Source organism: Achromobacter sp. NPDC058515 (assembly GCF_042721735.1).
In the GTDB taxonomy this organism is placed as follows: domain Bacteria; phylum Pseudomonadota; class Gammaproteobacteria; order Burkholderiales; family Burkholderiaceae_B; genus Achromobacter.
Map to the genome: position 1 here is coordinate 346,542 of NZ_JBHXNI010000002.1, position 25,996 is coordinate 372,537.

Sequence of the window (25,996 nt, forward strand, 5' to 3'; positions counted from 1 at the left end):
TCCAGCACGGATACGCCGCCGCGGGCTCGACGCGTGTTCAGCCCCGGCCCACGAAGGGCATGTTGGTCGCCATGATCGTCATGAACTGCACGTTGGCCTCCAGCGGCAGGCGCGCCATGGCGGCGACTGCCTGCGCCACATGCGCAACGTCCATGCGCGGCTCCACCTTGGTGCTGCCGTCGGCCTGCAGGATGCCCGCGGCCATGCGCTCGGTCATGTCGGTGGCGGCATTGCCGATGTCGATCTGGCCGCAAGCAATGTTGTAGGGCCGGCAATCCAGCGAAATAGACTTGGTCAGCCCCGTCACCGCGTGCTTGGTGGCGGTATACGCAATGGAGAACGGCCGCGGCGCGTGCGAGGAGATCGAGCCATTGTTGATGATGCGGCCGCCGCCCGGCGTTTGCGCCTTCATGACGCGGATGGCGGCTTGGGCGCACAGGAACATGCCGGTCAGGTTGGTGTCGACCACATCGCGCCAGACGGCAACGGGCAGTTCCTCGATCGGCACCGCCGGCGCGCCGCGCCCGGCGTTGTTGAACAGCACGTCCAGCCGGCCATATTCGCGCTGGGCGGTGTCGAAGAGATCGCGCACGGCCTGCTCGTCGGACACGTCCGTGGGCACCACCAGCGCCCGCACCCCGTCTTCGCCCGCCGCCGTGCGGGTGGCTTCCAGAGGCTCGCGCCGGCGTCCGGCCAGCACTACCCGATAGCCTTGGGCCAGGAATTCCAGGGCCACGGCACGGCCTATGCCTGTGCCGGCGCCGGTCACCAGGGCTACGCGGGGCGGATCGATCTCGTTCGTCTGCATCGGATTCTCCTTGTTCTCAATCCGCGAGATGCTACCCGAATCAATCTGGCGATGCTGCAAGCGAAGGTTCCAGCGGCAACACACTTTCGCCGACTTGCGTAAGCAAAAGAAAACACCATGCGCAGCCTCAAGCGGACGAGCCCGCGCTGATCTGTCACAAGGTTTTATATAATTTATAGAAATTAGCTTATTACCAAAAATCCAATAACGTTTTCCGGAGCAGGCAACCATGACCCGACGGTCCCTACCCGCCACCCTTGCGCTGGCCTTTCTGTACGCCACGGCGGCCCACGCCCAGGGCGCGCCCGATGGCCAGAAAATCAGCGCCCAGGGCGCCAACGGCGCGCCAGCCTGTATTACCTGCCACGGCGCCAAGGGTGAAGGCAACCCGGCCGCCGGCTTCCCGCAACTGGCGGGAATGGGCGGCAAATACCTGGCCGAGCAGCTTGAGGCCATGGCCAACGGCTCGCGCGTCAGTCCCGTCATGGCGGCCACCGCCAAGGCGCTGGACCCGGCGCAACGCCTGGCCGTGGCGCAGTATTACGCCGCGCTGCCCTCCCCGCTGGATATCGACGGCTTGGCCGCCACCGCCTTGCGCCCGGTCCCGCCGGCCGACACCGGCGCCTGGCTGGCCACGCGCGGCGCGTGGGACAAGAACGTGCCCGCCTGCAACCAGTGCCACGGGCCGGGCGGCATCGGCGTGGGCGACAATTTTCCCGGCCTGGCCGGGCAACCCGCCGCCTACATCGCCGGACAGCTGCGCGCCTGGCGCCAAGGCCAGCGTCCCCCGGGCCCGCTGGGCCTGATGCCCGCCGTCGCCACGCGCCTGACCGACGCCGAGATCGACGCCGTGTCCGCCTACTATGCCGGCCTGCCGAAGGCCGCCAGCCTGCTTGCCTCGCAAGCCCAGCCCGCCGCAGGAGCCAAGCAATGACCGCCATCCGCCTGCGAGCCCTGTTTGCCGCCGCCTGCCTGAGCGCATCCGGCGCCCTCCACGCCGCCGAGCCGCGGCCCGCCTTCACGCCGCCATCGGCCGCCACGCTGCCCGACACCGAATTCGGCAAGGTCGTGCGCCAGGGCGAGCAGATCTTCCTGCACACGCCGCAGATGGCGGGCAAGTTCGTCGGCAACGACCTGAACTGCGCGAGCTGCCACCTGGACGCCGGCCGGCGCCCGGATTCCGCGCCGATGTGGGCGGCGTACGTGCTGTATCCCGCCTACCGCGCCAAGAACGAGCACGTGAACACCCTGGCCGAGCGCCTGCAAGGATGCTTTCGCTTCAGCATGAACGGCAAGGCGCCCGCGGCCGACGACCCCACCCTGACCGCCTTGCAAACCTACATGTTCTGGCTGGCCAGCAAGGCGCCCACCGGCGTGGTGCTGGAAGGCCAGGGCTACCGCAAGCTGCCCCCGCCCGCGCAGCCCGCGGACTACGTGCGCGGCAAGGCCGTCTACGCACAATACTGCGCCGTCTGCCACGGCGCCGAAGGCCAGGGGCAGAAGAACGGCAAGCACTGGGTATTTCCCGCGCTGTGGGGCCCGGATTCGTTCAATTGGGGCGCGGGCATGCACCAGATCGGCAACGCCGCCGGCTTCATCAAGGCCAATATGCCGCTGGGCCAGGCCGGCATGCTGAGCGACCAGGAGGCCTGGGACGTGGCGTACTTCATGAACGCGCACGAGCGCCCGCAGGACCCGCGCTACACGGAATCGGTCGCCGCAACGCGGGCCAAGTACCACGACTCCGATGACTCGCTGTACGGCATCGAGGTCAACGGCCACCTGCTCGGCAGCGATGCGCCTGCGCCCGGCGGCAAGCTGATCCAGGCCGCGGCCAGGCCGGGCGGCTGAGCGGATCCGCCGCGAACGCGCGGCGCGGACAGGGTTTTCCCCCTGCCCGGCCGCGCGATTTGCTATTCTTCGATTCTTAGCATCACACGCCGGTCATATTCATGCACGCCAACCCCGGAAACGTCTTCATGGTCGTCGCGCCCAGCGGCGCCGGCAAGTCCAGCCTAGTCAAGGCGCTGCTTGCCCAAGACACCTCCCTCCTCCTCTCGATTTCCTGCACGACGCGGGCGCCCCGCCCGGGCGAAGAAGACGGCCGCGAGTACCGCTTCGTGTCGACCGACGAATTCAAGCGCCTGCGCGATGCGCAGAACCTGCTGGAATGGGCGGAAGTCCACGGCAACTTCTATGGCACGCCGCGCGACCGCATCGACGAGGCAACCAGCCAGGGCCACGATGTCCTGCTGGAAATCGATTGGCAGGGAGCGCGCCAGGTCAAGCAGCGCTTTCCGGGCGCCATCGGCATCTTCGTGCTGCCGCCTTCCATCGAAGAACTTGAGAGCCGGCTGAAAGCGCGTGGCCAGGACGAACCGCAAGTCATCGCGCGCCGGCTGATGGCCGCGGGCGGTGAAATCGCCCACGCGCCTGAATGCGAATATGTTATTATTAATCAAGAATTTAGCGTAGCCCTGTCGGAACTGATGAAAATCGTCAGCGCCGCACGGCTGCGCTTTTCGTCTCAGGCCGCCCGCCATGCCCAGCTGTTCGCGCAGCTCGGCATTCCGGCCGAACACTGAGCCGAACGCATTCTCCCCATCATCCATCAGCACCAGGTGTCCTAATGGCTCGCATCACTGTCGAAGACTGTCTGAATCAAATCCCCAACCGTTTCAAGCTCACGCTCGCCGCGACGTACCGCGCCCGTGAATTGGCGCAAGGCCATGCCCCGCGCCTGGACAGCAAAGACAAGCCCACGGTCACTGCGCTGCGCGAAATCGCGGGCGGCCTAACCGGCGTGGAAATGCTGCGTAAAGTTCCCACCTGATACTCTCCGGGGGGCGGCAAGCATGGCTTTTCCCGGGCTGAAGTACGCTTCATCTGGTCTGCTTGCCGCACTACGTGCCGGCTCCCGCCTTGGGCGCCGCACGGGCAAGAAAGACAAGAATTCCCCTACGCCACCGTCCGTCGCCGCGCAAGAAGCGGCGGACGCGACCGCATCTCCGGTCGCCTCGCTGGCGCCGCTGACCGAAATCATCGGCAGCTATCTCGACAAGAAAGACGTAGAGCGCGTGCGCGAAGCCTATCGCTTCGCGGACCAGGCGCATCTGGGCCAGTTCCGCGCCAGCGGTTCGCCCTACATCTCTCACCCCATCGCCGTCACGGAAATCTGCGCGGGCTGGAAGCTCGACGTCAACGCGTTGTCCGCCGCCCTGCTGCACGACGTGATGGAAGACCAGGGCATCGCCAAGCATGAGCTGGCCGAGAAATTCGGCCCTGAAGTGGCCGATCTGGTCGACGGGCTGTCCAAACTGGACCGCCTGGACTTCGCCACCAAGGCCGAGCAACAGGCCGAGAGCTTTCGCAAGATGCTGCTGGCGATGGCGCGCGACGTGCGCGTCATCCTCATCAAGCTCGCCGACCGCCTGCACAACATGCGCACGCTGGACGCGGTCAATCCCGAAAAGCGCCGGCGCATCGCCCGGGAAACGCTGGACATCTACGCGCCCATCGCGCACCGGCTGGGCCTGAACCTGCTGTTCCGCGAATTGCAGGACCTGTGCTTCGCGGCGATGTACCCGAACCGCTACCAGGTGCTGTACAAGGCCGTGCTGGCCGCCCGCGGCAATCGCCGCGAAGTCATCACTAAAATCGCCGATTCCGTGCGGGCGTCCCTGCCCGCCGCCGGCATCGAGGCCGAAGTGACCGGCCGCGAGAAGACGCTCTTCGGCATCTATCGCAAGATGGTCGACCAGAAGAAGTCCTTTTCGGACGTGCTGGACATCTACGGCTTTCGCGTCATCGTCCACACGCTGCCCGAGTGCTACCTGGCGCTGGGCACGCTGCACCAGCTCTATCGGCCCGTGCCCGGCAAGTTCAAGGACTACATCGCCATTCCCAAGGTGAACGGCTACCAGTCCCTGCACACGACCCTGGTCGGCCCTTACGGCACGCCGGTGGAGTTCCAGTTCCGCACGCGCGACATGCACCATGTGGCCGAAGAAGGCGTGGCCTCGCACTGGCTGTACAAGGGCGCCGACCTGACGCTGAACGACCTGCAGAAGCGCACGCACCAATGGCTGCAGTCGCTGCTGGACATCCAGAGCCAGACCGGAGATTCCGGCGAGTTCCTGGAACACGTCAAGGTCGACCTGTTCCCCGACGCGGTCTACGTTTTCACGCCGCGCGGCAAGATCATCTCGCTGCCGCGCGGGGCGACGCCGGTGGACTTCGCCTACGCGATCCACACCGACATCGGCAACCAGGCGGTGGCCGCCAAGGTCAACGGCGAGTTCGTGCCGCTGCGCACCGAACTCAACAGCGGCGACACGGTGGAGATCGTCACCTCCCCCGCCTCGCGGCCGAACGCGCAATGGCTCAACTATGTGCGCACCGGCCGCGCGCGGTCCGAAATCCGGCACTACCTGCGCACGGTCAAGTACGAAGAGTCGGTGGCCTTCGGCGAACGCCTGCTGGGCCAGGCGCTGCAAGAGCTGCACATGCCCTTGCCCGCCACCGACGACCCGGCCTGGCAGAAGCTGGCTCGCAGCACCGGCGCCAGCTCCCGCGAGGAAATCCTCGCCGACATCGGATTGGGCAAGCGCCTTGCCGCTGTCGTCGCGCGCCGCTTCGCGCCCGAGCACCAGCTTGTCGCCACCACCGCCGCCGCGGTGGACGAACTGACCTCGGCGCGCAGCGCGCCCATCCTGATCCAGGGCAATGAAGGCCAGGCGGTGCAGTTGGCGCCTTGCTGCGGCCCGCTGCCGGGCGACCCCATCGTGGCCGGCATGCGCATGGGCCACGGGCTGGTGGTGCATACCGCCGACTGCCCGGTCGCCATGCGCCAGCGCCTGCGCGAACCGGAACGCTGGATCAATGTCGCCTGGGACGCGCACACCGCCAAGCACCTGGCCACGCGCCTGGACATCGTCACCCGCAACGAGCGCGGCGTGCTGGGCCGTCTGGCGGCGGAAGTCACCGCCGCCGACGCCAACATCATGCACGTCACGATGCACGACGACGCGGTGTCCACCGTATCCTTGCATCTCACGATCCAGGTCGACAGCCGCAAGCATCTGGCCCAGGTCATCCGCGCCATCCGGCACGTGCCCCAGGTCCAGAAGATCGTCCGCGTAAAAGGCTAGTCCGGGGCCCTTCCCCCAACACAAAGGCCGGCAGCAATGCCGGCCTTTGTGTTTTCCGGCGCGCAGTGCGGCGCGCGCGCGGACGCTCAGGTCACGTGCTGCAGGAAGTCCTTCAGGCGCTGGCTGGGCGGGTTGCTCAGCAGTTCCGCAGGCGGCCCGTCATGCGCGATCTTGCCCGCGTCGATGAAGAGCAGGCGGCTGCCGACCTTGCGCGCGAATTCCATCTCGTGCGTGACAACCACCATCGTCATACCCTCTTCGGCAAGGTCGCGCATGACCTTGAGCACTTCGTGGCGCAGCTCGGGGTCCAGGGCGGAGGTGGGCTCGTCGAACAGCATCAGCTTGGGCTTGATCGCCAGCGCGCGGGCGATCGCCACGCGCTGCTGCTGGCCGCCCGAGAGCTCGGCCGGATAGTGGTTCATGCGCTCGGCCAGACCCACCTTGCCCAGCAGCGCCTCGGCCTGCCGGCGGGCCTCGGCCCGGCTCTGGCCGCGCGTATGCACCGGCCCGAACATGACGTTTTCCAGCGCGGTCATCTGGGGGAACAGATTGAACTGCTGGAACACCATGCCCGCTTCGCGCCGGATCTCGCGCACCTGCGCCGAGCCGCCCTTCACGCTCAGGCCGTCGACCAGCAGGTCGCCGTCGTTGATGGTTTCGAGCACGTTGATGCAGCGCAGGAAGGTGGACTTGCCGGAACCCGACGGCCCCACCACCACCACGACCTCGCCCGCGTCGATGTTCAGCGAGACGCCGTCGAGCACCATGGACTCGCCAAAGCGCTTGGTGACGTTATGAAATTCGACCATGCTCATAGTATGCGCATCCTCTTTTCCACCAGCCGCAGCCCCAACGCCATCAGGCCGGTCAGGATCAGGTAGACGATTGCGACCGCCGACCAGATCTCGACCGCGCGAAAGTTGCTGGCCATGATTTCCTGGCCCTGGCGGGTCAGCTCGGCCACGCCGATCACGATGAAGAGCGACGAATCCTTCAGGCTGATGATGCACTGGTTGCCCAGCGGCGGAATCATGCGCCGGAAGGCCACCGGCCCGATGATATGGAATAGGATCTTGTGGAAGGGCAAGCCCATGGCCTGCCCCGCTTCCCTCAGACCCTTGTGGACGGACAGCAGCGACCCGCGCACGATTTCCGAGATGTACGCGCCGGAATTGATGATGAGCGTGAAGATGGCCGCCTGCACCGCATCCACCCGGATGTTGGCCAGCAGCGGCAAGGCGAAGTAGATGAACATGACCTGCACGACGATCGGCGTGCCGCGGATGACGGCGACGTAGACCTGGGCGATCGCCGAAAGGACGGGGTGCCCGTAGGCGCGCGTGACGCCCGAGAGCGCGCCCAGCAGGAAGCCGCCGACCAGGCCCCAGAACGTGATGTTGATGGTCATCAGCGTACCCTCGAGCAGATTGGGTAACGCGTCCTTGATTACAGCCCAGTCAAACTCCACGATATTCCCCCTATGGCGCGAGGCCGCGCCGCATCATGGCGGGCGCGCCGGGCGGCAGGAGCGGCACGGGGCCGCCCGCCGGGGCCCGGCGTTCCGCGCGGGAAACCGCCGGAGCCCGCAGCCGTTGCCGGGCGCCCTGAAAACAGCATCAGGCGAAGCCGGTCAGGGCGCCTTGCCGAACCACTTCGTGTAGATCGCGTCGTACTGGCCGTTGGCCTTCAGCGTGGCCAGCGCCTTGTTCACCTGGGGCACGAGCTCGCTGCCCTTGGGGAAGGCGATGCCGTAGAAGTCGCCGCTCTTGACCGAGCCGACCACCTTCACGCGGCCCTTGCCGGCGGTGTTGGCGTAGTACTGGACGTTGGGCGTGTCATGCACGGCGGCATCCACGCGGCCGGTCGCCAGTTCCAGGTAGGCGTTGTCGATGTTGGGGAACAGCTTGAGCTTGGCGTCCGGCACCTGCGCCCTCAGGAAGTCCACGGTGGCGGTGCCGGTCTTCACGGCGACGGTCTTGCCGGCCAGGGACTTGGCGTCCTTGATGTCGGTGTTCTTTTCGCCGACCAGGATGGCCAGGCCGCTTTCGTAGTAGGGATCGGAGAAGTCGATGACCTTCTTGCGATCGTCGCGGATCGTGATGCCGGCGAGCGCGGCGTCGATGTTCTTCGTCTGGAGGCCGGGAATGATGCCCGCGAAGTCCATCGGCTGAAGCTTGTACTTGAGGTTGAGTTCCTTGGCGATGGCTGCCCACAGATCCACGTCAAAACCCACGTAGGTATTACCCTGCTTGAATTCGAACGGCACGAAAGCGGTATCGGTGGCCACCACCAATTCCTTGCCCTGGGCCTGGGCGCCGGAGGCTGCGCCGAACATGGCCACGGACAGGCCGACCAAGGCGGCGGCGACTTTACGTTTGATCATGAAACTCTCCTCTTGGGGACCGTCGGCACCCCGGGGTTGTTGTAGGGGCATGATTCCTGGGCTACGCCGGTGTCTCCCGGTGCAACTTACTGGGGATCTTAACGCATCCGTCCCCACCCGGTAGAGCTTAGAAAAATTACAATCCGCATGACACCCGGAGAATCCCCATGCCCTACAAGTACGTACGCATCGCCGGAAACCGGCGCCAGGTCGGCCTGGCGCTGGGCAAGCTGGCCCGTCCGCTCATGTCGGTATATCTGGAGCAAAGCGGCACCTGGGAGGCCCTGCGGCCATGGCGCGGCCACCCTTACGTGGACGAACTGGCGCAACAGGCGCAGGCCGCCCTGCCCCAGATCTGGGAAGAACTGGAGGGCCTGGCCGAAGGCCTGCGCATGCCGGTCAAGGACGTGCTGCTATGGAATTGCCGCGGCGATCTCCTGCACAGCACCACCGACGGCTGCACCTCCGTCGCCTTGAAGGCCGCCGACGGCTCGCGCTGGATCGGCCACAACGAAGACGGCGATCCCTATCTGTATGGCCGCTGCCATCTGGTGGACGTGGCGCTCGAAGGCGCGCCGGGCTACCTGAGCTTCTACTATCCCGGGTCGCTGCCCGGCCACACCTTCGGCGCCAACCGCGCCGGGCTGGTCCAGACCATCAACAACCTGCGCACGCGGCAGCGCCATCCCGGCGTGCCGCGCATGTTCCTGGCGCGCGCGGTGCTGGATTGCCAGACCCTGGACGAGGCGGTGGACCTGCTGCGCGACCTGCCCCATTCCGGCGGCTTCCATCACACCCTGGGCGCCGCCACGGACCCGCGCGTCCTCAGCGCCGAGGTCACGCCGGGAGCGGTATCCATCCAGGAGATCGGCAGGCGCTATGGGCACGCCAACCATATGGTGCACGTGAAAACACGCGGACAGGCGCAGATCATCACCGATTCGTCGCGGGCGCGGCAGAACCGCATAGAGGGCATTGTGGACGGATGGTCGGCCGACACGGACAGCGCCGGCATGATCGCCGCCCTGCTCGACACCGAGGGAGCGCTTCCCATCCTGCGCACCGCGCAGGACGATCCCGATGACGAGAACACCCTGGCTACCGCGCTCTTTGAAATACGCGACACCGAGGTCGTGCTGCGGGTGTTCGACCGCAAGGCGCGCGCGGACATCGCGCTGGACGTGATGTCCGATCCCGACTGAACGGGACCGGACACTTCAATCGCGCGGCTCAGGCCGCGCCGTAGCCTCCGCCTCCCGGCGTTTCAACCACGAACACGTCGCCCGGACGCAGTTGCGCGCTGTCCTGCGGACCCAGTTCCTCTATGGAGCCGTCCATGCGCTCGACCGAGTTGCGGCCCATTGCGCCAGGCTGTCCGCCCGCCAGGCCGAACGGCGCATAGCGGCGATTGTTCGACAGGATCGCCGCCGTCATGTCTTCCAGGAAGCGGATGCGGCGCACGCCGCCTTCGCCGCCCGGATACCTGCCCGCGCCGCCCGACCCCTTGCGGATCTCGTAGGATTCGAGCCGCACCGGGAACCGGAACTCAAGCACTTCCGGATCCGTCAGGCGCGAGTTGGTCATGTGCGCCTGCACCACCGACGTGCCGGCGAAACCCTCGTCTTGCGGCCCGGCGGCGTCGATGCGGACCGGGCCCGCGCCCGTGCCGCCCGCGATGGTCTCGTAGTACTGGTGGCGGGCGTTGCCGAACGTGAAGTTGTTCATCGTGCCCTGGCTGGATGCCAGCACGCCCAGCGCGCCATACAGCGCGTTGACGATGCACATGGACGTCTCCACATTGCCCGCCACCACGGAGGCAGGCGGATTCGGACGAAGCATCGAGCCTTCCGGCAGGATGATGGACAGCGGCACGAGGCAACCGTCGTTCAGCGGGATGTCGTCGTTGACGAGCGTGCGGAACACATACAGCACGGCCGCCACCGCAATCGCGCCCGGCGCGTTGAAGTTGTTGTCCAGCTGCGCGGATGTGCCGGTGAAGTCCACCACGGCGCTGCGCGCCCCGGTGTCGACCCGCACCGCCACCCGGATGACCGCTCCGTTATCCAGGGGATACTCGTAGCTGCCGTCCTTGAGCACCGAGATCACGCGGCGCACCGCTTCTTCGGCGTTGTCCTGCACGTGCCCCATGTAGGCGCGAACGACGTCCAGTCCGAAGTGGTCGCACATGCGCAGCAGCTCCTGCACGCCCTTCTCGTTGGCGGCGATCTGCGCATGCATGTCGGCGATGTTCTGGTCCGGATTGCGCGCCGGCCAGCGGCCCGACCCCAGGATGTCGCGCGCGGCCTGCTCGCGGAACTCGCCATTCTTCACCAGCTGGAAGTTGGTGAAGAGCACGCCTTCGTCTTCCACGGTCTTGGAATCCGGCGGCATCGAGCCCGGGGTGGTGCCGCCGATGTCGGCGTGGTGTCCGCGCGAACCCACGTAAAAGAGGATCTCGCGGCCGTCGTGGCCGAACACCGGCGTGATGACCGTGACGTCGGGCAGGTGCGTGCCGCCGTGGTACGGATCGTTCACCACGTAGGCGTCGCCCGGCATCATCCGCCCCGCGTTGGCGTTCATGACGGTGCGCACCGACTCGCCCATGGACCCCAGGTGCACCGGCATGTGCGGCGCATTGGCGATCAGCCGGGCCTGGGCGTCGAAGATGGCGCAGGAGAAGTCCAGGCGTTCCTTGATGTTGACCGAGTACGCCGTGTTCTGCAGGCGATAGCCCATCTGCTCGGCGATCGACATGAAGAGGTTGTTGAACACCTCCAGCATGACCGGATCGGCCTGCGTGCCAATGGCGCGGCGGCCGGGGCGGGCCTCGACGCGGCGGATCACGAAGTGATCCTGCGCCGTCAGCTCCGCTTGCCAGCCGGGCTCGACGACCGTGGTCTGGTTCGGCTCGGAGATGATGGCGGGACCCGCCACCACATCGCCGCCAGCCATGTCTTCACGCACATACAACGGCGTGTCGCGCCAGGCGCCGGCGCTGTACATGCTGACGACGCGGCGCGCGGCGAGCGCGCCCTCGCGGGTGCGCGACGTGGCCGCTTCCTCGACGCGTTCGCCGCCGCCCGTGGCTTCGACGGAGATCGTCTCCACGACCAGTTCGCGGTTGGGCATCAGGAAGGAATAGCGCTGGCGGTAGGCCGCCTCGAAATCGCCGCGAGCCTGCGCCAGGTCCGAATACGCCACTTCCAGCGCCGTATCCGTGCCCCGGTACTTCAGATGCAGGCGGCGCTGCACGCCGATGTCGCTTTCCGCCACGTGCTGGCGGCGCAGTTCGCCCACGGCCTGTCCGGCCAGCGCGTCCAGCTCGTCTTTCAGCGCAAGCATCAGATCGGCGTCGAGCACCTTCTCGACCGTCTTCTGCCGCATCTCGGTCTGGTCGGCCAGGCCCATGCCGTAGGCCGACAGCACGCCGCCCAGCGGATGCGCGAAGACCGTGGTCATGCCCAGCGCATCGGCCACCAGGCAGGCATGCTGGCCGCCCGCCCCGCCGAACACGGTAAGCGCGTATTCGGTCACGTCGTGGCCGCGCTGCACCGAGATGCGCTTGATGGCCTCGGCCATATTGCCCACCGCGATCTCAAGAAAGCCCTCGGCAAGCTGCTCGGGCGTCATCTCGCGGCCCGTGGCGGCGCGCACTTCATCGGACATGGCTGTGAAGCGCTCGACGACGGCCTCGCGGTCCAGCGCCTCGTTCGCCTCGGGCCCGAAGACCTTGGGGAAGAAGTCGGGCTGGATCTTGCCCAAAAGCACATTGCAGTCGGTCACGGCCAGCGGGCCGCCCCGGCGGTAGCAAGCCGGGCCGGGGTTGGCGCCTGCGGAGTCCGGACCGACGCGCAGGCGCGCGCCGTCGAAATGCAGGATGGAGCCGCCGCCCGCGGCCACGGTGTGGATGCTCATCATGGGCGCGCGCATGCGCACGCCTGCCACCTGCGTCTCGAACTCGCGCTCGAATTCGCCCGCGTAGTGCGACACATCGGTGGAAGTCCCGCCCATGTCGAAGCCGATCACCTTCGGAAACCCGGCGATCTCGCTGGTGCGCACCATGCCGACGATGCCGCCGGCCGGCCCCGAAAGAATCGCGTCCTTGCCGCGGAAGCGGTGGGCGTCGGTCAGGCCGCCGCTCGATTGCATGAACATCAGCCGGATGCCCGGCAGCTCGCCGGCGACCTGATCCACGTAGCGCTTCAGGATCGGCGACAGGTAGGCGTCGACCACGGTTGTGTCGCCGCGCGACACGAACTTGATCAGCGGGCTGACTTCGTGCGATGCCGACACCTGCGTGAAGCCCACTTCGCGCGCGATGCGGGCGGCGCGCTGTTCGTGTCCGGTGGCATGCCAGGCATGCATGAACACGATAGCAACCGCGCGGATGCCGCTATCGTAGGCGGACTGCATGCCCTGCCGCAGGCCGTCTTCGTCCAGCTCGCGGATCACTGCGCCGTCGGCGGCGACGCGCTCGTCGGCTTCCACCACGGCTTCGTACAGCAGTTCGGGCAGCACGACATTGCGGTCGAACAGGCGCGGACGGTTCTGGTACGCAATGCGCAGGCCGTCGCGAAAGCCGCGCGTCGTCACCAGCAACGTGCGTTCGCCCTTGCGCTCCAGCAAGGCGTTGGTGGCCACCGTGGTGCCCATCTTCACGCATTCGACCTGGTCCGCCGGGACGGGCTGGCCGGGAGCGATGCCCAGCAGCTTGCGGATGCCGGCGACCGCGGCGTCGCGGTACTGCTCGGGGTTCTCCGACAGCATCTTCGCCGTGGTGGTGGTGCCGTCGGGGCGGCGCGCCACGATGTCGGTGAAGGTGCCCCCACGATCAATCCAGAATTGCCACTTCATAGGTATCCTCGAAAACAAGAGGCCGCCGCGGCGCGTCCGGCCGCGGTCGGGTTGCAGATGACGGGGGCATGCCCCGGGTGTCGGTCAGAGAGAGGTCGCCGCCCGCGCAGCCTGGTCGTACAGGCCGGACAGCGCGCGCAATGTGTGCGCAAGCTGGCGGCTGAATTCCAGCCCGCCCCCGCCTGGCGCGTCCAGGCCGGCGGTCAGGCATTGCTCGCGGATTTCACCGTAGCGCCCGAGGATCGCGGCGCCCTCGGGCGTGACGCTGTAGAAGACTTCCTTGCTGCTGCGCTCGCCCTTGACCACGCCCAGCCTGTCGAGCTTCTTCAAGGCGTAGCTGACGATGTGGGTGTCCTCGACGTTCAGCGTGAAGCAGATGTCGGCAAGCTTCTTGGGACGCTGACGGTGATAGACGTGGTGAAAGACCATCACGTCGGTGGGCGTCAGGTCGGGCAGGCCCGCGGCGGCCATGCATCGCACCGTCCACCTGTCAAACGCGTGGCTGGCGATCATGAGGCCGAACTCCACCTCGGAAAGATCAGGCGCGCTGCCGCCGGCCAGGTGGGCTGACGACGCAATCAAAGCGGATGTCATAAGAGACGCGACTCAAGTTTATTTGAATGAAATACTAATAATTTATCTACATTTCATCAATAAAAAATAATCTGCCGACATGAAAATTCCCTCGTTTCGAGGGAATACCCTAGGCTGGCGCTCGCGGCGGCGCGGTTACGGCGCCGACCAGCCCATGGGCAGGTTGGCCCGGATCAGCCAGCCGGCGATGGAAATGCGGGCGGCGATATCCGGCATCGGGTCGCCCGGGCCGAACCAGCGCGCATCCGCGATCTCGTCCTCCTGGATGCGGATGTCGCCCGACACATAGTCCGCCGTGAACGCCACCATCAGGGAATGCGGAAACGGCCAGGATTGGCTGCCGAAGTACTGCAGGTTGCCGACCTTCAGGCCGACCTCTTCGTAGATTTCGCGATGCACGGTCTGCTCCAGGCTCTCGCCGGGCTCGACGAAGCCGGCCAGCGCCGTGTAGCGCGCCGTGGCGGTGGTGGTGTGGCGCGCGAGCAGGATGCTGTCGCCCTTGCGGATCAGCACCATCATCGCCGGCGAGATGCGCGGATACGCGGAGAAGCCGCAGGACGGGCAACGCAGGCAGAACTCGGTGGCGACCCGCTGGGCCGGCGTGCCGCAAGCGCCGCAGAAGCGATGCGTGCGCGCCCATTCGCTGATCTGGTAGGCGCGTCCAGCCAGCGCCATGCGCTCGTCGTCGAGCACGCCGAACAGCGAGCGCAGCTTCTTGAAGGCATAGCCCTCGGGGGCCTCCAGGGCCGGATCGACCTGCGCCGTGCGGTACGGCGACTCGGGAAGCATCCACACCGGCTCCAACGCGGTGGCGGACACGCCGATCCGCTCGCACACCACAGTGTCCGGCAGCACGCTGGACACGGCTTCGACCAGCAACTCATCACGGCGAAAAACGAAATTCACACAGGCCTCGGCAAGACGTTTTCGATAACGCGATCTTAGAAGAAAAACAGCCCGGCGACGCATCGGCCTGCCCGCGAAAAGAAGATTCAAACTTCAACCATCGGAGACGCGCCCCGCCCTAGGAATAACCCGTAAAGACAGCTTTTCACACGCAATGTGACCGCTTGGCAACATAGAATGGCACGGCTTTTCAGCGGCGTGTCATGCACGCGGCGCTCTCTTTCGCAATGCCTAACCGGGCGCACACCCGTTCTCACCATTCGCAAAGAAGGACCACCCATGTACAAGAAAATCTCGCTGCTGGCCGGCGGCATCATGCTGGCGTTCAGCGCAGGCGCACAGGCCCAGACCAAATGGGACCTGCCCAGCGCCTACCCGGCCAGCAACTTCCACGTCGAAAACCTGACCACCTTCATCAAGGACGTGGACACGCTGTCGGAAGGCAAGCTGAAGATCACGCTGCACAACAACGCATCGCTGTACAAGGCCCCCGAGATCAAGCGCGCGGTGCAAGGCAACCAGGCGCAGATCGGCGAAATCCTGCTGACCAACTTCGCCAACGAAGACCCGATCTACGAACTGGACGGCCTGCCCTTCCTGGCGACCGGCTACGACGCGTCCTTCAAGCTGTACCAGGCGCAAAAGCCCTTCCTGGAAAAGAAGCTTGCCGCGCACGGCATGACCCTGCTGTACGCCGTGGCATGGCCGCCCCAGGGCGTGTTCGCCAACAAGGACATCAAGCAGATCTCGGACATGAAGGGCCTGAAATGGCGCGCGTACAGCCCAGTGACGGCCAAGATCGCCGAACTGGTCGGCGCCCAGCCCGTCACGGTGCAGCAGGCGGAACTGGCCCAGGCGCTGGCCACCGGCGTGATCGATTCCTATATGTCGTCCGCGTCCACCGGCTACGACACCAAGACCTATGAGTACATCAAGAAGTTCTACGACACGCAGGCCTGGCTGCCCAAGAACGCCATCATCGTCAACAAGAAGGCATTCGAGGCGCTGGACCCCGCCACGCAGGAAGCCTTGAAAAAGGCCGGCGCGCAGGCCGAGGAACGCGGCTGGAAGCTGTCGCAGGAAAAGAACAAGTGGTATCAGGCCGAATTGGCCAAGAACGGCATGGAAACCATCGCGCCCACGGTCGAGCTCAAGGAAGGCCTGAGCGTGATCGGCAAGCGCATGCTGGACGACTGGCTGAAGAAGGCCGGCGCGGACGGGCAGGCCATGATCGACGCCTACAAGAAGCAGTGATATCGCCATGCGCCGCTTTCTAGATGGTCTCTACGGCGCGGCCGGCCTGCTGGCCGGCCTGTGCACGATAGGCGTGCTGGTCTCGGTGCTGGCGGCGATCATCGCCCGCCAGCTCAGCTTCAACATCCCCGGCACCGACGCCTATGCCGGCTACTTCATGGCCGCAGCCGGCTTCCTGGCCCTGGCCAGCACGTTCAAGCACGGCGAGCACATCCGCGTGACGCTGCTGCTCAATTCGCTGGCGCCCGCCGGCGGCCGGCGCCTGGACATCTTTGCCCTGGGCATCGGATGCCTCCTGGCCGCCAATTTCGCCTTCTTCAGCATCAAGCTCACGTACGACTCCTGGCTGTTCAACGACATCTCCACGTCCAACGACGCCACGCCGCTCTGGATTCCGCAGATCAGCATGGCGGTGGGCACGGTCCTGTTCCTGGTTGCCCTCCTCGACGAGCTGGTCCGACGCTCGCGCGGCCTGGCCGCCGCCACTTCGCAGCAAACCCATGAATGAACTTCTCGTCATTTCCTTATTGGTCGTCTCGATCTTCGTTCTGCTTGGCTGCGGGGTCTGGGTCGGGCTGACGCTCGCCGGCACCGCCTGGATCGGCATGGAGATCTTCTCCAGCCGTCCGGCGGGCGACGCCATGGCCGTCACCATCTGGGGCGCGTCCTCAAGCTGGACCCTGACCGCCCTGCCGCTGTTCCTGTGGATGGGTGAAATCCTGTTCCGCACGCGGCTGTCCGAAGACCTGTTCAAGGGGCTGGCGCCCTGGCTGAACCGGCTGCCGGGCCGGCTGCTGCACACCAACGTGATCGGCTGCGCGATCTTCGCCGCCGTATCGGGTTCGTCGGCGGCCACCTGCGCCACCGTGGGCAAGATGACCATCCCCGAGCTGACGCGCCGCGGCTATCCCGAGGAAAAGATCCTGGGCACCCTGTCGGGCGCCGGCACCCTGGGCCTGCTGATCCCCCCTTCCATCATCATGATCGTGTACGGCGTGGCGGCTGACGTTTCGATTGCCAAGCTGTTCATCGCCGGCATCGTGCCGGGCATCTTGCTGGCGCTGCTGTTCAGCGGCTATATCGCCTGGTGGGCGATCCGCAATCCCGGCCAGGTGCCGGCGGCGGATCCCGGCCTGTCGTTCCTGGAAAAGCTGTCGCGCTCGCGCCACCTGATTCCGGTCATGCTGCTGATCGGCGCGGTGCTGGGCTCCATCTACACCGGCATCGCCACCGCCACGGAAGCGGCGGCGGTCGGCGTGGTGGGCGCGCTGATCCTGTCGGCGCTGCAAGGGTCGCTCAACCTCTCCACCTTCAGGCAATCGCTGTTGGGCGCCACCCGCCTGTATTGCATGATTGCGCTGATCCTGGCGGGCGCCCAGTTCCTCACGCTGGCGATGGGCTATATCGGCCTGCCGCGCGCGCTGGCGGAATGGATCGGCGGGCTCGGCCTGTCGCAGTTCTGGCTGATCATGGCGCTGATGGTGTTCTTCATCATCCTGGGCTGCTTCCTGGACGGCATCTCTATCGTGGTGCTGACCATGGGCGTGCTGCTGCCCACGGTGCAGGCGGCCGGCATCGACCTGATCTGGTTCGGCATTTTCATCGTGTTCGTTGTGGAAATGGCACAGATCACGCCGCCGGTGGGCTTCAACCTGTTCGTGCTGTCGGGCATGAGCGGACGGGAGCTGCCGTACATCGCGCGCGCCTCGCTGCCCATGTTCTTCCTGATGATCCTGGCCGTGCTGCTGCTCTACGCCGTGCCCGGCATCGCCACCTGGCTGCCGCTGCACATGACGATGTAGCCGGTGGATCCTCCCCGAAAACCCCGTTCCATGAACGGGGTTTTTTTTGGAACAATCCGGCAATCGCTGTGGTCGCCGCCGGTTTTCGAAATATGTAAAGCAGGGAAAACGCCGAAAAAAATCGGCCCTGAGTCGTCCCTAACTTTTCTAGAATCCCCTGGCGTCCATCGGTTGCACCAGTATGGCGCATTCATGCATGAGGCCAATGCTCCGGACCCGCGCCAAATCCAAGGCGTCGGTGCAGCGGCCCAGCGCTCGACGATCCGCCAGGCGCAACAAGCCGAGCCAAAAGCACGGCGCAATCAAAAAACAGCTACACCAGGAGGAGTCCTACGTGAAACACATCACTTTATCTCTCGCCGCCGCCAGCCTTGGCCTGGCCGCCGGCGCCGCATCCGCTGAAACCAGCGTCACCCTGTACGGCATCGCCGACGTCAGCATCCGCTACCTGAGCACCAGCGCCGGCAGCGTGGGCGAAGACGGCAGCCGCGTGTCGATGGAAAACGGCGCCATCTCCAACAGCCGCTGGGGCCTGCGCGGTTCGGAAGACCTGGGCAATGGCAATCGCGCCTTCTTCCGCCTGGAAAACGGCTTCAATGTCCAGAACGGCAAATCGTCGGTCAGCGGCAAGACGTTCAGCCGCCTGGCCTATGTCGGCCTGGATGGCGGCGGCATCGGCCAACTGACGCTGGGCCTGCAAAACACGCCGATGTTCGACCTGCTGGCCGACTACTTTGACCCGCTGACCGTCGGCAACTATGACCAGAACGCCTGGCTGCCCGCCGCCATGTCGCGCGTGCGCACCGAAAACATGACCAAGTACGCCAACACGATCGGCGACTTGTCCCTGGCGCTGTCGTGGGCCAACGGCGAGAGCTGGGAAGACCGCAAGGCCGGCCAGCAATACGGCGCCAGCCTGCGCTACATGATCGGCAAGCTCGGGCTGGGCGCCGCTTATCAGCAGACCTATGACGGCGCCGATTCCGACCTGCGCCAGCGCGTCTGGAACCTGAACGCGTCGTACCAGTTCGACAGCGCCAAGGTCTTCGCGGGCTACTTCAATGGCCGCGACGAAACGGGCTGGGTCAATGCCGTCATGGGCGGCACTACCACCGCCAGCCTGGACCGCAAGGACAACGGCTACTTTGCCGGCGTGACCTGGCAGGCCACCCCGCGCTGGGCGCTCACCGGCGCCGCCTACTACGACCGCAGCAAAAACGTGGTCGAGGATGGCGACAAGGGCAAGCGCTACGCGCTGGTCGCCGTGGCCGAATACTCGCTGTCCAAGCGCTCGCAGCTGTACGGCACCGTGGACTGGAACAAGGTCAGCGACGCCGCCAGCGGCGAAATCGCGGGCAAGAGCAACCAGGTCGGCGCGGCAGTGGGCTTCCGCCACATCTTCTAGCGCTCTGCGTGTCAGACACCAAGACACCAAGACACCAACGTGTCTACCAAGGTGTCTGACACCAGCAAACATGCCAGCAAACAATGCCGGTGTCAGACACCAGGTGTCTGACACCGGCATTTTTTACATTCACCTGGTGTCACCTGGTGTCTGACACCGGCATTTTTTACATTCCCAGATAAGCGCGGCGCACCTCGTCGGACGCGGCCAGCTCCGCCGCGTCGCCCGACAGCGCGACGCGCCCGCTCTGCATCACATAGGCGCGCGAGGCCACTTCCAGCGCCTGCGCCATGTTCTGCTCGACCAGCAGCACCGACAGGCCGTCATCGCGATTCAGCGCCGCCAGCGCATCGAAGACCTGCTCCACGAGCAGCGGCGATAGCCCCAGGCTGGGTTCGTCGATCAGGAGCAGCCGAGGCCCGCTCATCAGCGCCCGGCCGATGGCCAGCATCTGCCGCTCGCCGCCGGACATGGTGCCGGCAAGCTGCTCGCGCCGCTCCTTCAGGCGCGGAAACAGCGTGTAGACGCGTTCCAGGCGTTCGCGATAGATCCGGTCATCGCGCACGGTATAGGCGCCCAGGCGCAGGTTCTGCTCGACCGGCTGGCGCGCGAACACGCGCGCGCCTTCCGGAATCATCGCGATCCCCTGCGTCACGAGCTTGTCGGGCGAGGTGCCGGTAATGTCGCGCCCCTCGAAGACGACGCGGCCTTCCTTGGGCCTGACCGATCCGATGATGGCCAGCAAGGTGCTGGACTTGCCCGCGCCATTGGCGCCCAGCAAGGCCGCGATCTCGCCCGGCCGCACTTCCAGCGACACGCCGCGCACCGCCTGCACGCCGCCGTAAGCCACGCTCAGGTTTTCCACTTTCAGCATCACATCAGGCACGATGCTTTCTCCCAAGATAGGCTTCGATGACGGCGGGATTGCGCACGATGTCCTGCGGCGCGCCCTCGGCGATCATCTGGCCGAAGTTCAGCACCACCACCCGCTGCGCCAGGCGCATGACCACCTCCAGCACGTGCTCCACGATAATGAGCGTGATGCCGGCCGCATGTATGCCGCGCAGGATCTCGGACAGCGCGATGGCCTCGGCCTGGTTGAGCCCGCCCGCCACTTCGTCCAGTAGCAGCATGCGCGGTTCGGTCGCAAGCGCGCGCGCCAGCTCCACCCGCTTCTGCCCGGCCACGTTCAGTTCGGCCGCCTTGACATGGGCGCGTTCGGCCAGCCCCACCAGTTCCAGCACGCGCGCCGATTCGCGGCGCGCGTCCGGCAGGCGCGGATGGCGCAGCAGCGCGCCCACCATGGCGTTCTCCAGCACCGTCATCTGGCCGAAACTGCGCGGGATCTGGTAGGTGCGCACCAGGCCCAGGGCGGCCACCTGTTCGGGCCGCCGGCCGATCATCGACTGGCCGTCGAAGGTCACCGTGCCCGAGGTCGGCTCATGATGGCCCACCAGGCCGTTGAACAAGGTGCTCTTGCCCGCGCCGTTGGGGCCGATGATGGCGACGATCTCGCCGGCCTCGACGGACAGCGAAATATCCTTGTTCGCCACCAGGCCGCCGAACCGCTTGGTCAGGTTTTTAACGTCCAGCAGAGCCACGGCGCCTCCTCAATGTCACCAGGCCACCTGGCAGGAACAGCGTGACCAGAAGAATGGCCAGGCCGAAGATCAGCAGGTCCAGGCCCATGCCGGAGCTGCCCCACAGCACGCGCGTGCCTTCGGACAGCGGCAGCAGCACCGCCGCCCCTAGCCACGGTCCGATCAGGGTGCCGACGCCGCCCAGGATGGTGACCAGCACCACCTGCACCGACATCGTCAGGCTGAACATGGACTCCGGATCGATGAAGCCCACGTACATGGCGAAGAATCCTCCCCAGACGCCCGTCATGCCCGCCGACAGCACGAACGCCAGCATCTTGTAGCGGTCGGCCGGCACGCCCAGGCTGCGCGAGGCCGCCTCGTCGCCGTTGATGGCCCGCCAGTAGAAGCCGGTCTTGGAATGCACCAGGAAGAACGTGGCGCAGAAGGTTAGGAAGGCCAGGCCCACCGCGATCCAGTAGTACGGCACCTTGCTGCGGAACAGCAGCATCCAGGCGGCGTCGCCGATGGGCGCTTCCAGCCCGACGGCGCCTCCCGCCCATTCCCAGTTGATCAGCAGCAGCAGGCCGATCTGCAGGAGCGCAATGGTGGCCATCGCGAAGTAATGGCCGGAGAGCCGCAGCGTGGGGCCGCCCACCAGCCAGGCCAGCGCCGCGCTGATCACGCCGCCCAGCGGAATGCCGATGATGGGCGTGAGCTTCAGGTGGTGCAGCAGCAGCAAGGTGGTGTAGCCCCCGACGCCCACGAACACGCTGTGGCCGAACGAGATGCGTCCCAGGAAGCCGCCGACGAGGTTCCAGCAGGCGCCGAGCGCGCCGAACATGATCGCCAGCAGCAGCACCTGCAAGGTGAACGAGTCGGTCACCACCAGCGGCACCAGCGCCATCAGGATGGTGGCGGCGAGCGCCACGCCGATGGGCCACTTGGGCACGCCCGAGGACGTGGTATCGATTTTCTGTGTCGTATTCATTTCACCACCGCCCGAACAGGCCGCGCGGCCGATACCAGAGAACCAGGATGAACAGGATGAACACGCTCACCGTCTTCAAGGCCGGCGCGACGAAATAGCCCGTCATGGCCTCGATGATGCCGATCAGTATCCCGGCGATGAAGGCGCCGGGCAGCGAACCGAAACCGCCCATGCACACCGCCACGAACGCCAGCAGGCCGAACACCGTGCCCACCGAGGGGAACACGTAGAAGAACGTGGTGAGCAAGGCGCCGGCCAGGCCGACCGCCGCGCTGCCCAGCATCCAGACCTGGGCGTTCACCCGGTCGGGCGAAATCCCCACCAGCGCCGCGACCTGGCGGTCTTCCGCCACCGCCTGCAGGGCATGCCCCCAGCGGGTGCGGTACACCAGCACGAACAGCGCGGCCACGACCACCAGCGCGACCAGGCCGGTGACGACCTGGGGCCGCCCCAGCGAAATGCCCGCCACCGTGACGCTGCCGGACACCAGGGTGCTGGGCAGGCTGCGGTAGTCGGGGCTGAACGCGATGAAGGCGATCTGGCGCAGCACCAGGCCCAGGCCGAAGGTGGCCAGGATCACCGCCATGGCGGGTCCCTTCTGCAAGCGCCGGATGATCAGCGCATAGGTGAGAAAGCCGACAAAGGCGAGCGCGATGGCCACCAGCGGCGCCGACAGCGTCGGGTCGATATGACCCAGGGTATAGAGCCAATAGGCGGCATACATGCCCAACATCAGGAATTCGCCGTGGGCGAAATTGATGACGTCGGTGATGCCCCAGATCAGCGCCAGCCCCACCGCCACCGCGGCATAGATCAGGCCATTGAACAGGCCTGCCGAGAGAGCTTCAAACATGGAGTGCTCCTGTGGCGGACCCCCGCGGCCCGCCACGTCAGACCGAGGGTTACTTCCAGGCGAACGGCAGCGTGGGCAGGCTCTTGTCGGTGCGGAACTTCTCCGGCCATACCGTCTGGTAGGACGAACCCTTCAGCTCCAGGATCAGGCCCGAACCCTTGGTGTTCTGGCCCTTGGCGTCGAACTGCACGCCGGCCCAGGGCATGGCGACCTGCGCTTCGCCCAGGTCGGTGGCGGCCAGCGCCTTGCGGATCGCTTCAGGGTCCGTCGAACCCGCCCGGTTGATGGCGTCGGCCAACACCAGCACGCCCTGCATGGAGCGGGCATTGTTGCCGTTGAGGTCCTTGCCCGTCTTGGCCTTGTACATCTCGTTGATCTTCTTCAGGCCGGGCTTGGCGGCGGCCACGTCGTTGCCCCAGACATCGCGCGTCAGCACGCCCTGCACCTGCGGCCCCACTTCCTGCACGAAGCGCGAATCGATGAAGCCCGCGTCGTTGGCCAGCAGCACCGGCGGCGCATACTTGCTTTCGCGCATGGTGCGCACGAACAGCATGGCGTCGGACGTGTAGCTGGCGAAGATCGCCACGTCCGGCTTGGCGGCGGCCAGCTTCTGCACTTCGGCGGTCACCGAGGCCGAGCCCGCGCTGTAGGCGATGTTGGCCACCAGTTCGCGCTTGTACTGCTTGGCGAACTTCTCCACGGCCTTGTAGGTGTTCACGCCGAAGTCGGTGTTCTCGTACACCACGGCGATCTTGGTGGTGGGAACGGCCTTCACGCCGTCCAGGAACTGCATCATGTTCTCGACGAAGGTGTCGTCGTTGGGCGAGGTCCGGAAGAACCACTTGTAGCCGCGCTCGGTCAGGTCCGGGCTGCTGGATTCGCCGTTCACGTAGGGTATGCCGCGCTGCTCCGCGATGCGGCTGGCGGTCTTGGTCACGGCGGACTGGTAGGCGCCGGTCAGGGCCACCACCTTTTCCTGGTCGATCAGGCGCTGGGCATCGGCCAGGCCCACTTCGGGCTTGCCCTGGGAATCGCCGAACACCACTTCGATCTTGGCGCCGCCCAGCGCGGGCAGTCCGCTGCCCGCGGCCAGGGGAATACCCTCAAGCTCGGGGTGCGGGTTGTTGATGATATCGACCGCCAACTCGACGGCCGCCTTGATTTCCGATCCGGTCGATGCCAGCGCGCCCGACAGCGGATAGATCGCGCCGATGCGCACGGTCTTCTGCTGCGCCTGGACAGGCATGGCCGTCATCAGCGCCAGACTCGCGGCGACACCCGCAATGAGCTTCATCTTCATTACTAGACTCCTGGAATGAACCAACTATGTATGAAAGCAATGCAATAGGCGGGGCGCGCGGCCCCGGTCAGGAACATGCGGACTTGCGGCTGCCGGCCGCCCTCCGGTCAACCGGAAGGAGCCAGCTCCTGAACTGTTGTCGCCATTTCCCCTTGTCCTTTGATGGATCGTTTTGGTGGCACAACCAAGGTACTGCTGGATTCGAGCGCGTAGTGCTAATGGAATGCCGCTGACGGCGGACCGAGAGCCGCCTCGGGGCGGTTCAAAGCACCGCCATGCGGCTGTTGATGAGATCCGTGACCAGCATGTGGCCGGGCGCATGCGTGATGCAGAACTCCGGCCGCACGGAGGCAACCACGGACTGCGGCGTCACGCCGCAGGCCCAGAACACCGGCATTTCCCCCTCGCGTATTTCTACGGGATCACCATAATCCGGCCTGCCGATGTCGGCAATCCCGATCAACGAGGGGTCGCCGATATGCACGGGCGCGCCGTGGACGGACGGAAAGCGCGACGTGACCTGGATGGCGCGGATGGCGTCGGCCGCCTTCAGCGGGCGCATGGACACCACCAGCGGCCCTCCGAACACCCCGGCCGCGTTGGTCGGGATGCTGGTGCGGTACATGGGCACATTGCAGCCCTGCTCGATATGGCGCACCGGCAGACCGTTGTCCAGCATGGCTTCCTCGAAGGAAAAGGAGCAGCCGATCAGGAACGACACCAGGTCGTCGCGCCAGATATCGCGGACATCGGCGGGTTCGGCCACGAGTTCGCCGTGCCTCCAGACGCGGTAGCGCGGGATGTCGCTGCGGATATCGATGTCCTGGCCCAGCTCGGGCAGCGCGGGATCGCCCGGCTCGGACATGGCCAGCAACGGACACGGCTTGGGATTGCGCTGGCAGAAATGCAGGAAGTCGGCCGCCAGCGCGCGCGGCAGGATGGCCAGGTTGGCCTGCACGTGGCCCGGCGCCAGGTTGGCCGTGGGCCCCGTCAGCTTGCCGCTGCGCGCATCCAGGCGCGCCTGCCGGGCCAGTTCAACACTGCTGCGCACTGCAAAATCCGAGGCCATGCCGATTCCCCTTGTGCCGGTATAGGTATGGAGACATTGCACAGGAACTACGGCCTATCGTCTAATCACATGTTCCGATAGACCCCGATCAAAATTCCTTATCAGGGTTATGCCGGATGGCGCAACGCCTCTTCACGCGCAATCTGCTGCGCCGCCTCGGCCACGACGCGCGGTATCTGGCTGTCCGGCCCCTGCATCCAGCAGGCGGTGTAGTGCAGCGGCGGCAGGTCGGGCGCCTTGACGTCCAGGATGCGCAATTCGCCCTGCGCCAGCTCCCGGTGCAGGATCACCGGGGCGATCACGGCCGTCCCGATGCCATCCTGCGCCATCCGCACGATGACGCTCAGCGCCGAGCTGCCGTACATGCGGGGCGACTCGACGCCCGCCTGCTGCAGCAGTTGGCGCACCGCCCGGTGCGGGTCGGTGGTGGACGAATAGGTGATGACGGGCCATTGCGCCAGGCGCTTGAGGGAAATCGGCTGGCGGCCGACTTTCAGCTTGGGGCTGGCCACCCAGCTGAGCGGGTAGTTGCACAAATAAAGGTTCTCCACCCGCGGCTCTTCCATGGGCCCCAGCAGGAAGGCCAGGTCGATCTGGCGCGACGCAAGCTGCGTTTTCAGCATGGTGGTGGTGTCGACCTGGATTTCCACCATCAGGGCCGGATAGGCGTCGTGCAGGTACTCCATCAGGGTCGGCAGCCAGGTGTGGACGATGGTCTCGGACACGCCCAGCCTGAGCGTGCCGCTCATGATGCTCTTCGCCTGGGCGGCTTCCTGCATGTCGCGGCGCAATTGCAGCATGCGCTCGGCGTGCGAGAGCAGCTCGCGCCCCTTGCCGGTGAGCTTGATGCCGCGCACGTCGCGGTCGAACAGGCGCACGCCCAGGTCGGATTCGAGCGTGGCGATGCGCTGGGAGATCGCGGGCTGGGTGGCGTTGAGCTTTTCCGCCGCCGCGCGAAAGCCGCCCAAGGTGGCCACCCAGAAAAACGTCTCGATGTTGCGCAGATCTATCATGAGGCCCCGGTCCGGCGTGTCCCGCCAGCGTTCA

Annotated in this window: 24 protein-coding genes; 10 read left to right on the forward strand and 14 right to left on the reverse strand. The window is 66.0% G+C overall.

The window, feature by feature from the left end; all coding sequences use genetic code 11:
• Positions 1-37: 37 nt before the first annotated feature.
• Entirely contained in the window at positions 38-808 is a 771-nt protein-coding gene (locus ACFWP0_RS04810; RefSeq protein ID WP_377840069.1) for an SDR family oxidoreductase, read from the reverse strand.
• A gap of 229 nt (positions 809-1,037) precedes the next feature.
• Between ACFWP0_RS04810 and ACFWP0_RS04815 the strand changes: the two genes are divergently transcribed.
• The 5 genes from ACFWP0_RS04815 (at position 1,038) to ACFWP0_RS04835 (ending at position 5,958) form a co-directional block, all read left to right on the forward strand.
• Positions 1,038-1,742 carry a c-type cytochrome gene (locus tag ACFWP0_RS04815; protein WP_377840070.1) on the forward strand — a complete coding sequence of 235 codons (705 nt, stop codon included), beginning with the start codon at positions 1,038-1,040 and terminating at the stop codon, positions 1,740-1,742.
• Positions 1,739-2,659 carry a c-type cytochrome gene (locus ACFWP0_RS04820; RefSeq protein WP_377840072.1) on the forward strand — a complete coding sequence of 307 codons (921 nt, stop codon included), beginning with the start codon at positions 1,739-1,741 and terminating at the stop codon, positions 2,657-2,659. Before ACFWP0_RS04815 ends, ACFWP0_RS04820 begins: the two co-directional genes overlap by 4 nt.
• A gap of 101 nt (positions 2,660-2,760) precedes the next feature.
• The gene (gene gmk, locus ACFWP0_RS04825) at positions 2,761-3,393 is read left to right on the forward strand and encodes a guanylate kinase (RefSeq protein WP_377840073.1); all 633 of its coding nucleotides are present in this window, start codon (positions 2,761-2,763) and stop codon (positions 3,391-3,393) included.
• A 44-nt stretch (positions 3,394-3,437) separates the two neighbouring features.
• Positions 3,438-3,641, forward strand: coding sequence for a DNA-directed RNA polymerase subunit omega (gene rpoZ, locus ACFWP0_RS04830; RefSeq protein ID WP_006219679.1), 204 nt, complete (start codon positions 3,438-3,440; stop codon positions 3,639-3,641).
• Positions 3,642-3,663: 22 nt separating this feature from the next.
• A complete protein-coding gene (locus ACFWP0_RS04835; protein WP_377840075.1) occupies positions 3,664-5,958 on the forward strand; it encodes a RelA/SpoT family protein in 2,295 nt (764 codons plus the stop codon).
• 86 nt (positions 5,959-6,044) lie between these two features.
• Here ACFWP0_RS04835 and glnQ read toward each other — a convergent pair whose 3' ends face one another.
• From glnQ to glnH, 3 genes are all read right to left on the reverse strand, one after another.
• On the reverse strand, positions 6,045-6,773 hold the full coding sequence (gene glnQ, locus ACFWP0_RS04840; RefSeq protein WP_377840076.1) for a glutamine ABC transporter ATP-binding protein GlnQ: 729 nt from the start codon (positions 6,771-6,773) through the stop codon (positions 6,045-6,047).
• Positions 6,770-7,426: a glutamine ABC transporter permease GlnP gene (gene glnP, locus ACFWP0_RS04845; protein WP_377840078.1), complete on the reverse strand. Its 657-nt coding sequence runs from the start codon at positions 7,424-7,426 to the stop codon at positions 6,770-6,772. The genes glnQ and glnP overlap by 4 nt, the downstream gene beginning before the upstream one ends.
• A 162-nt stretch (positions 7,427-7,588) precedes the next feature.
• The gene (glnH, locus tag ACFWP0_RS04850) at positions 7,589-8,341 is read right to left on the reverse strand and encodes a glutamine ABC transporter substrate-binding protein GlnH (protein ID WP_377840079.1); all 753 of its coding nucleotides are present in this window, start codon (positions 8,339-8,341) and stop codon (positions 7,589-7,591) included.
• A gap of 167 nt (positions 8,342-8,508) precedes the next feature.
• Here glnH and ACFWP0_RS04855 point away from each other — a divergent pair, with 167 nt between their 5' ends.
• Positions 8,509-9,543, forward strand: a complete 1,035-nt coding sequence (locus tag ACFWP0_RS04855) for a C45 family autoproteolytic acyltransferase/hydolase (protein ID WP_377840080.1) — start codon at positions 8,509-8,511, stop codon at positions 9,541-9,543.
• 28 nt (positions 9,544-9,571) lie between these two features.
• On the opposite strand, the gene ACFWP0_RS04860 is transcribed toward ACFWP0_RS04855, so the two are convergent.
• The 3 genes from ACFWP0_RS04860 to nudC all read right to left on the reverse strand — a co-directional run bounded on the left by ACFWP0_RS04860 (position 9,572) and on the right by nudC (position 14,695).
• Positions 9,572-13,195: a hydantoinase B/oxoprolinase family protein gene (locus tag ACFWP0_RS04860; protein ID WP_377840081.1), complete on the reverse strand. Its 3,624-nt coding sequence runs from the start codon at positions 13,193-13,195 to the stop codon at positions 9,572-9,574.
• Between the two features lie 84 nt (positions 13,196-13,279).
• Positions 13,280-13,789 carry a winged helix DNA-binding protein gene (locus ACFWP0_RS04865; protein WP_377840083.1) on the reverse strand — a complete coding sequence of 170 codons (510 nt, stop codon included), beginning with the start codon at positions 13,787-13,789 and terminating at the stop codon, positions 13,280-13,282.
• Positions 13,790-13,924: 135 nt separating this feature from the next.
• Positions 13,925-14,695 carry an NAD(+) diphosphatase gene (gene nudC, locus ACFWP0_RS04870; protein WP_377840085.1) on the reverse strand — a complete coding sequence of 257 codons (771 nt, stop codon included), beginning with the start codon at positions 14,693-14,695 and terminating at the stop codon, positions 13,925-13,927.
• A gap of 279 nt (positions 14,696-14,974) precedes the next feature.
• On the opposite strand from nudC, the gene ACFWP0_RS04875 reads away from it, so the two are divergent.
• From ACFWP0_RS04875 to ACFWP0_RS04890, 4 genes are all read left to right on the forward strand, one after another.
• Positions 14,975-15,949: a TRAP transporter substrate-binding protein gene (locus tag ACFWP0_RS04875; protein ID WP_377840087.1), complete on the forward strand. Its 975-nt coding sequence runs from the start codon at positions 14,975-14,977 to the stop codon at positions 15,947-15,949.
• 7 nt (positions 15,950-15,956) lie between these two features.
• Positions 15,957-16,457: a TRAP transporter small permease gene (locus ACFWP0_RS04880; protein ID WP_377840088.1), complete on the forward strand. Its 501-nt coding sequence runs from the start codon at positions 15,957-15,959 to the stop codon at positions 16,455-16,457.
• Entirely contained in the window at positions 16,450-17,751 is a 1,302-nt protein-coding gene (locus ACFWP0_RS04885) for a TRAP transporter large permease (RefSeq protein ID WP_377840090.1), read from the forward strand. The genes ACFWP0_RS04880 and ACFWP0_RS04885 overlap by 8 nt, the downstream gene beginning before the upstream one ends.
• Before the next feature lie 334 nt (positions 17,752-18,085).
• Positions 18,086-19,156: a porin gene (locus ACFWP0_RS04890; RefSeq protein ID WP_377840092.1), complete on the forward strand. Its 1,071-nt coding sequence runs from the start codon at positions 18,086-18,088 to the stop codon at positions 19,154-19,156.
• Positions 19,157-19,322: 166 nt separating this feature from the next.
• On the opposite strand, the gene ACFWP0_RS04895 is transcribed toward ACFWP0_RS04890, so the two are convergent.
• From ACFWP0_RS04895 to ACFWP0_RS04925, 7 genes are all read right to left on the reverse strand, one after another.
• The gene (locus ACFWP0_RS04895; protein ID WP_377840473.1) at positions 19,323-20,030 is read right to left on the reverse strand and encodes an ABC transporter ATP-binding protein; all 708 of its coding nucleotides are present in this window, start codon (positions 20,028-20,030) and stop codon (positions 19,323-19,325) included.
• Between the two features lie 4 nt (positions 20,031-20,034).
• Positions 20,035-20,757 carry an ABC transporter ATP-binding protein gene (locus ACFWP0_RS04900; protein ID WP_377840093.1) on the reverse strand — a complete coding sequence of 241 codons (723 nt, stop codon included), beginning with the start codon at positions 20,755-20,757 and terminating at the stop codon, positions 20,035-20,037.
• Positions 20,738-21,727, reverse strand: a complete 990-nt coding sequence (locus ACFWP0_RS04905) for a branched-chain amino acid ABC transporter permease (protein WP_377840095.1) — start codon at positions 21,725-21,727, stop codon at positions 20,738-20,740. Before ACFWP0_RS04905 ends, ACFWP0_RS04900 begins: the two co-directional genes overlap by 20 nt.
• Position 21,728: 1 nt before the next feature.
• Entirely contained in the window at positions 21,729-22,580 is an 852-nt protein-coding gene (locus ACFWP0_RS04910; protein ID WP_377840097.1) for a branched-chain amino acid ABC transporter permease, read from the reverse strand.
• A gap of 49 nt (positions 22,581-22,629) precedes the next feature.
• Positions 22,630-23,880, reverse strand: coding sequence for an ABC transporter substrate-binding protein (locus tag ACFWP0_RS04915; RefSeq protein ID WP_377840099.1), 1,251 nt, complete (start codon positions 23,878-23,880; stop codon positions 22,630-22,632).
• 262 nt (positions 23,881-24,142) lie between these two features.
• Complete coding sequence (locus ACFWP0_RS04920; RefSeq protein ID WP_377840100.1) at positions 24,143-24,949, reverse strand: putative hydro-lyase; 807 nt, start codon at positions 24,947-24,949, stop codon at positions 24,143-24,145.
• A gap of 107 nt (positions 24,950-25,056) precedes the next feature.
• Positions 25,057-25,962 (reverse strand): LysR family transcriptional regulator, encoded by a 906-nt coding sequence (locus tag ACFWP0_RS04925; protein ID WP_377840102.1) that lies wholly within the window; start codon positions 25,960-25,962, stop codon positions 25,057-25,059.
• Between the last annotated feature and the right edge of the window lie 34 nt (positions 25,963-25,996).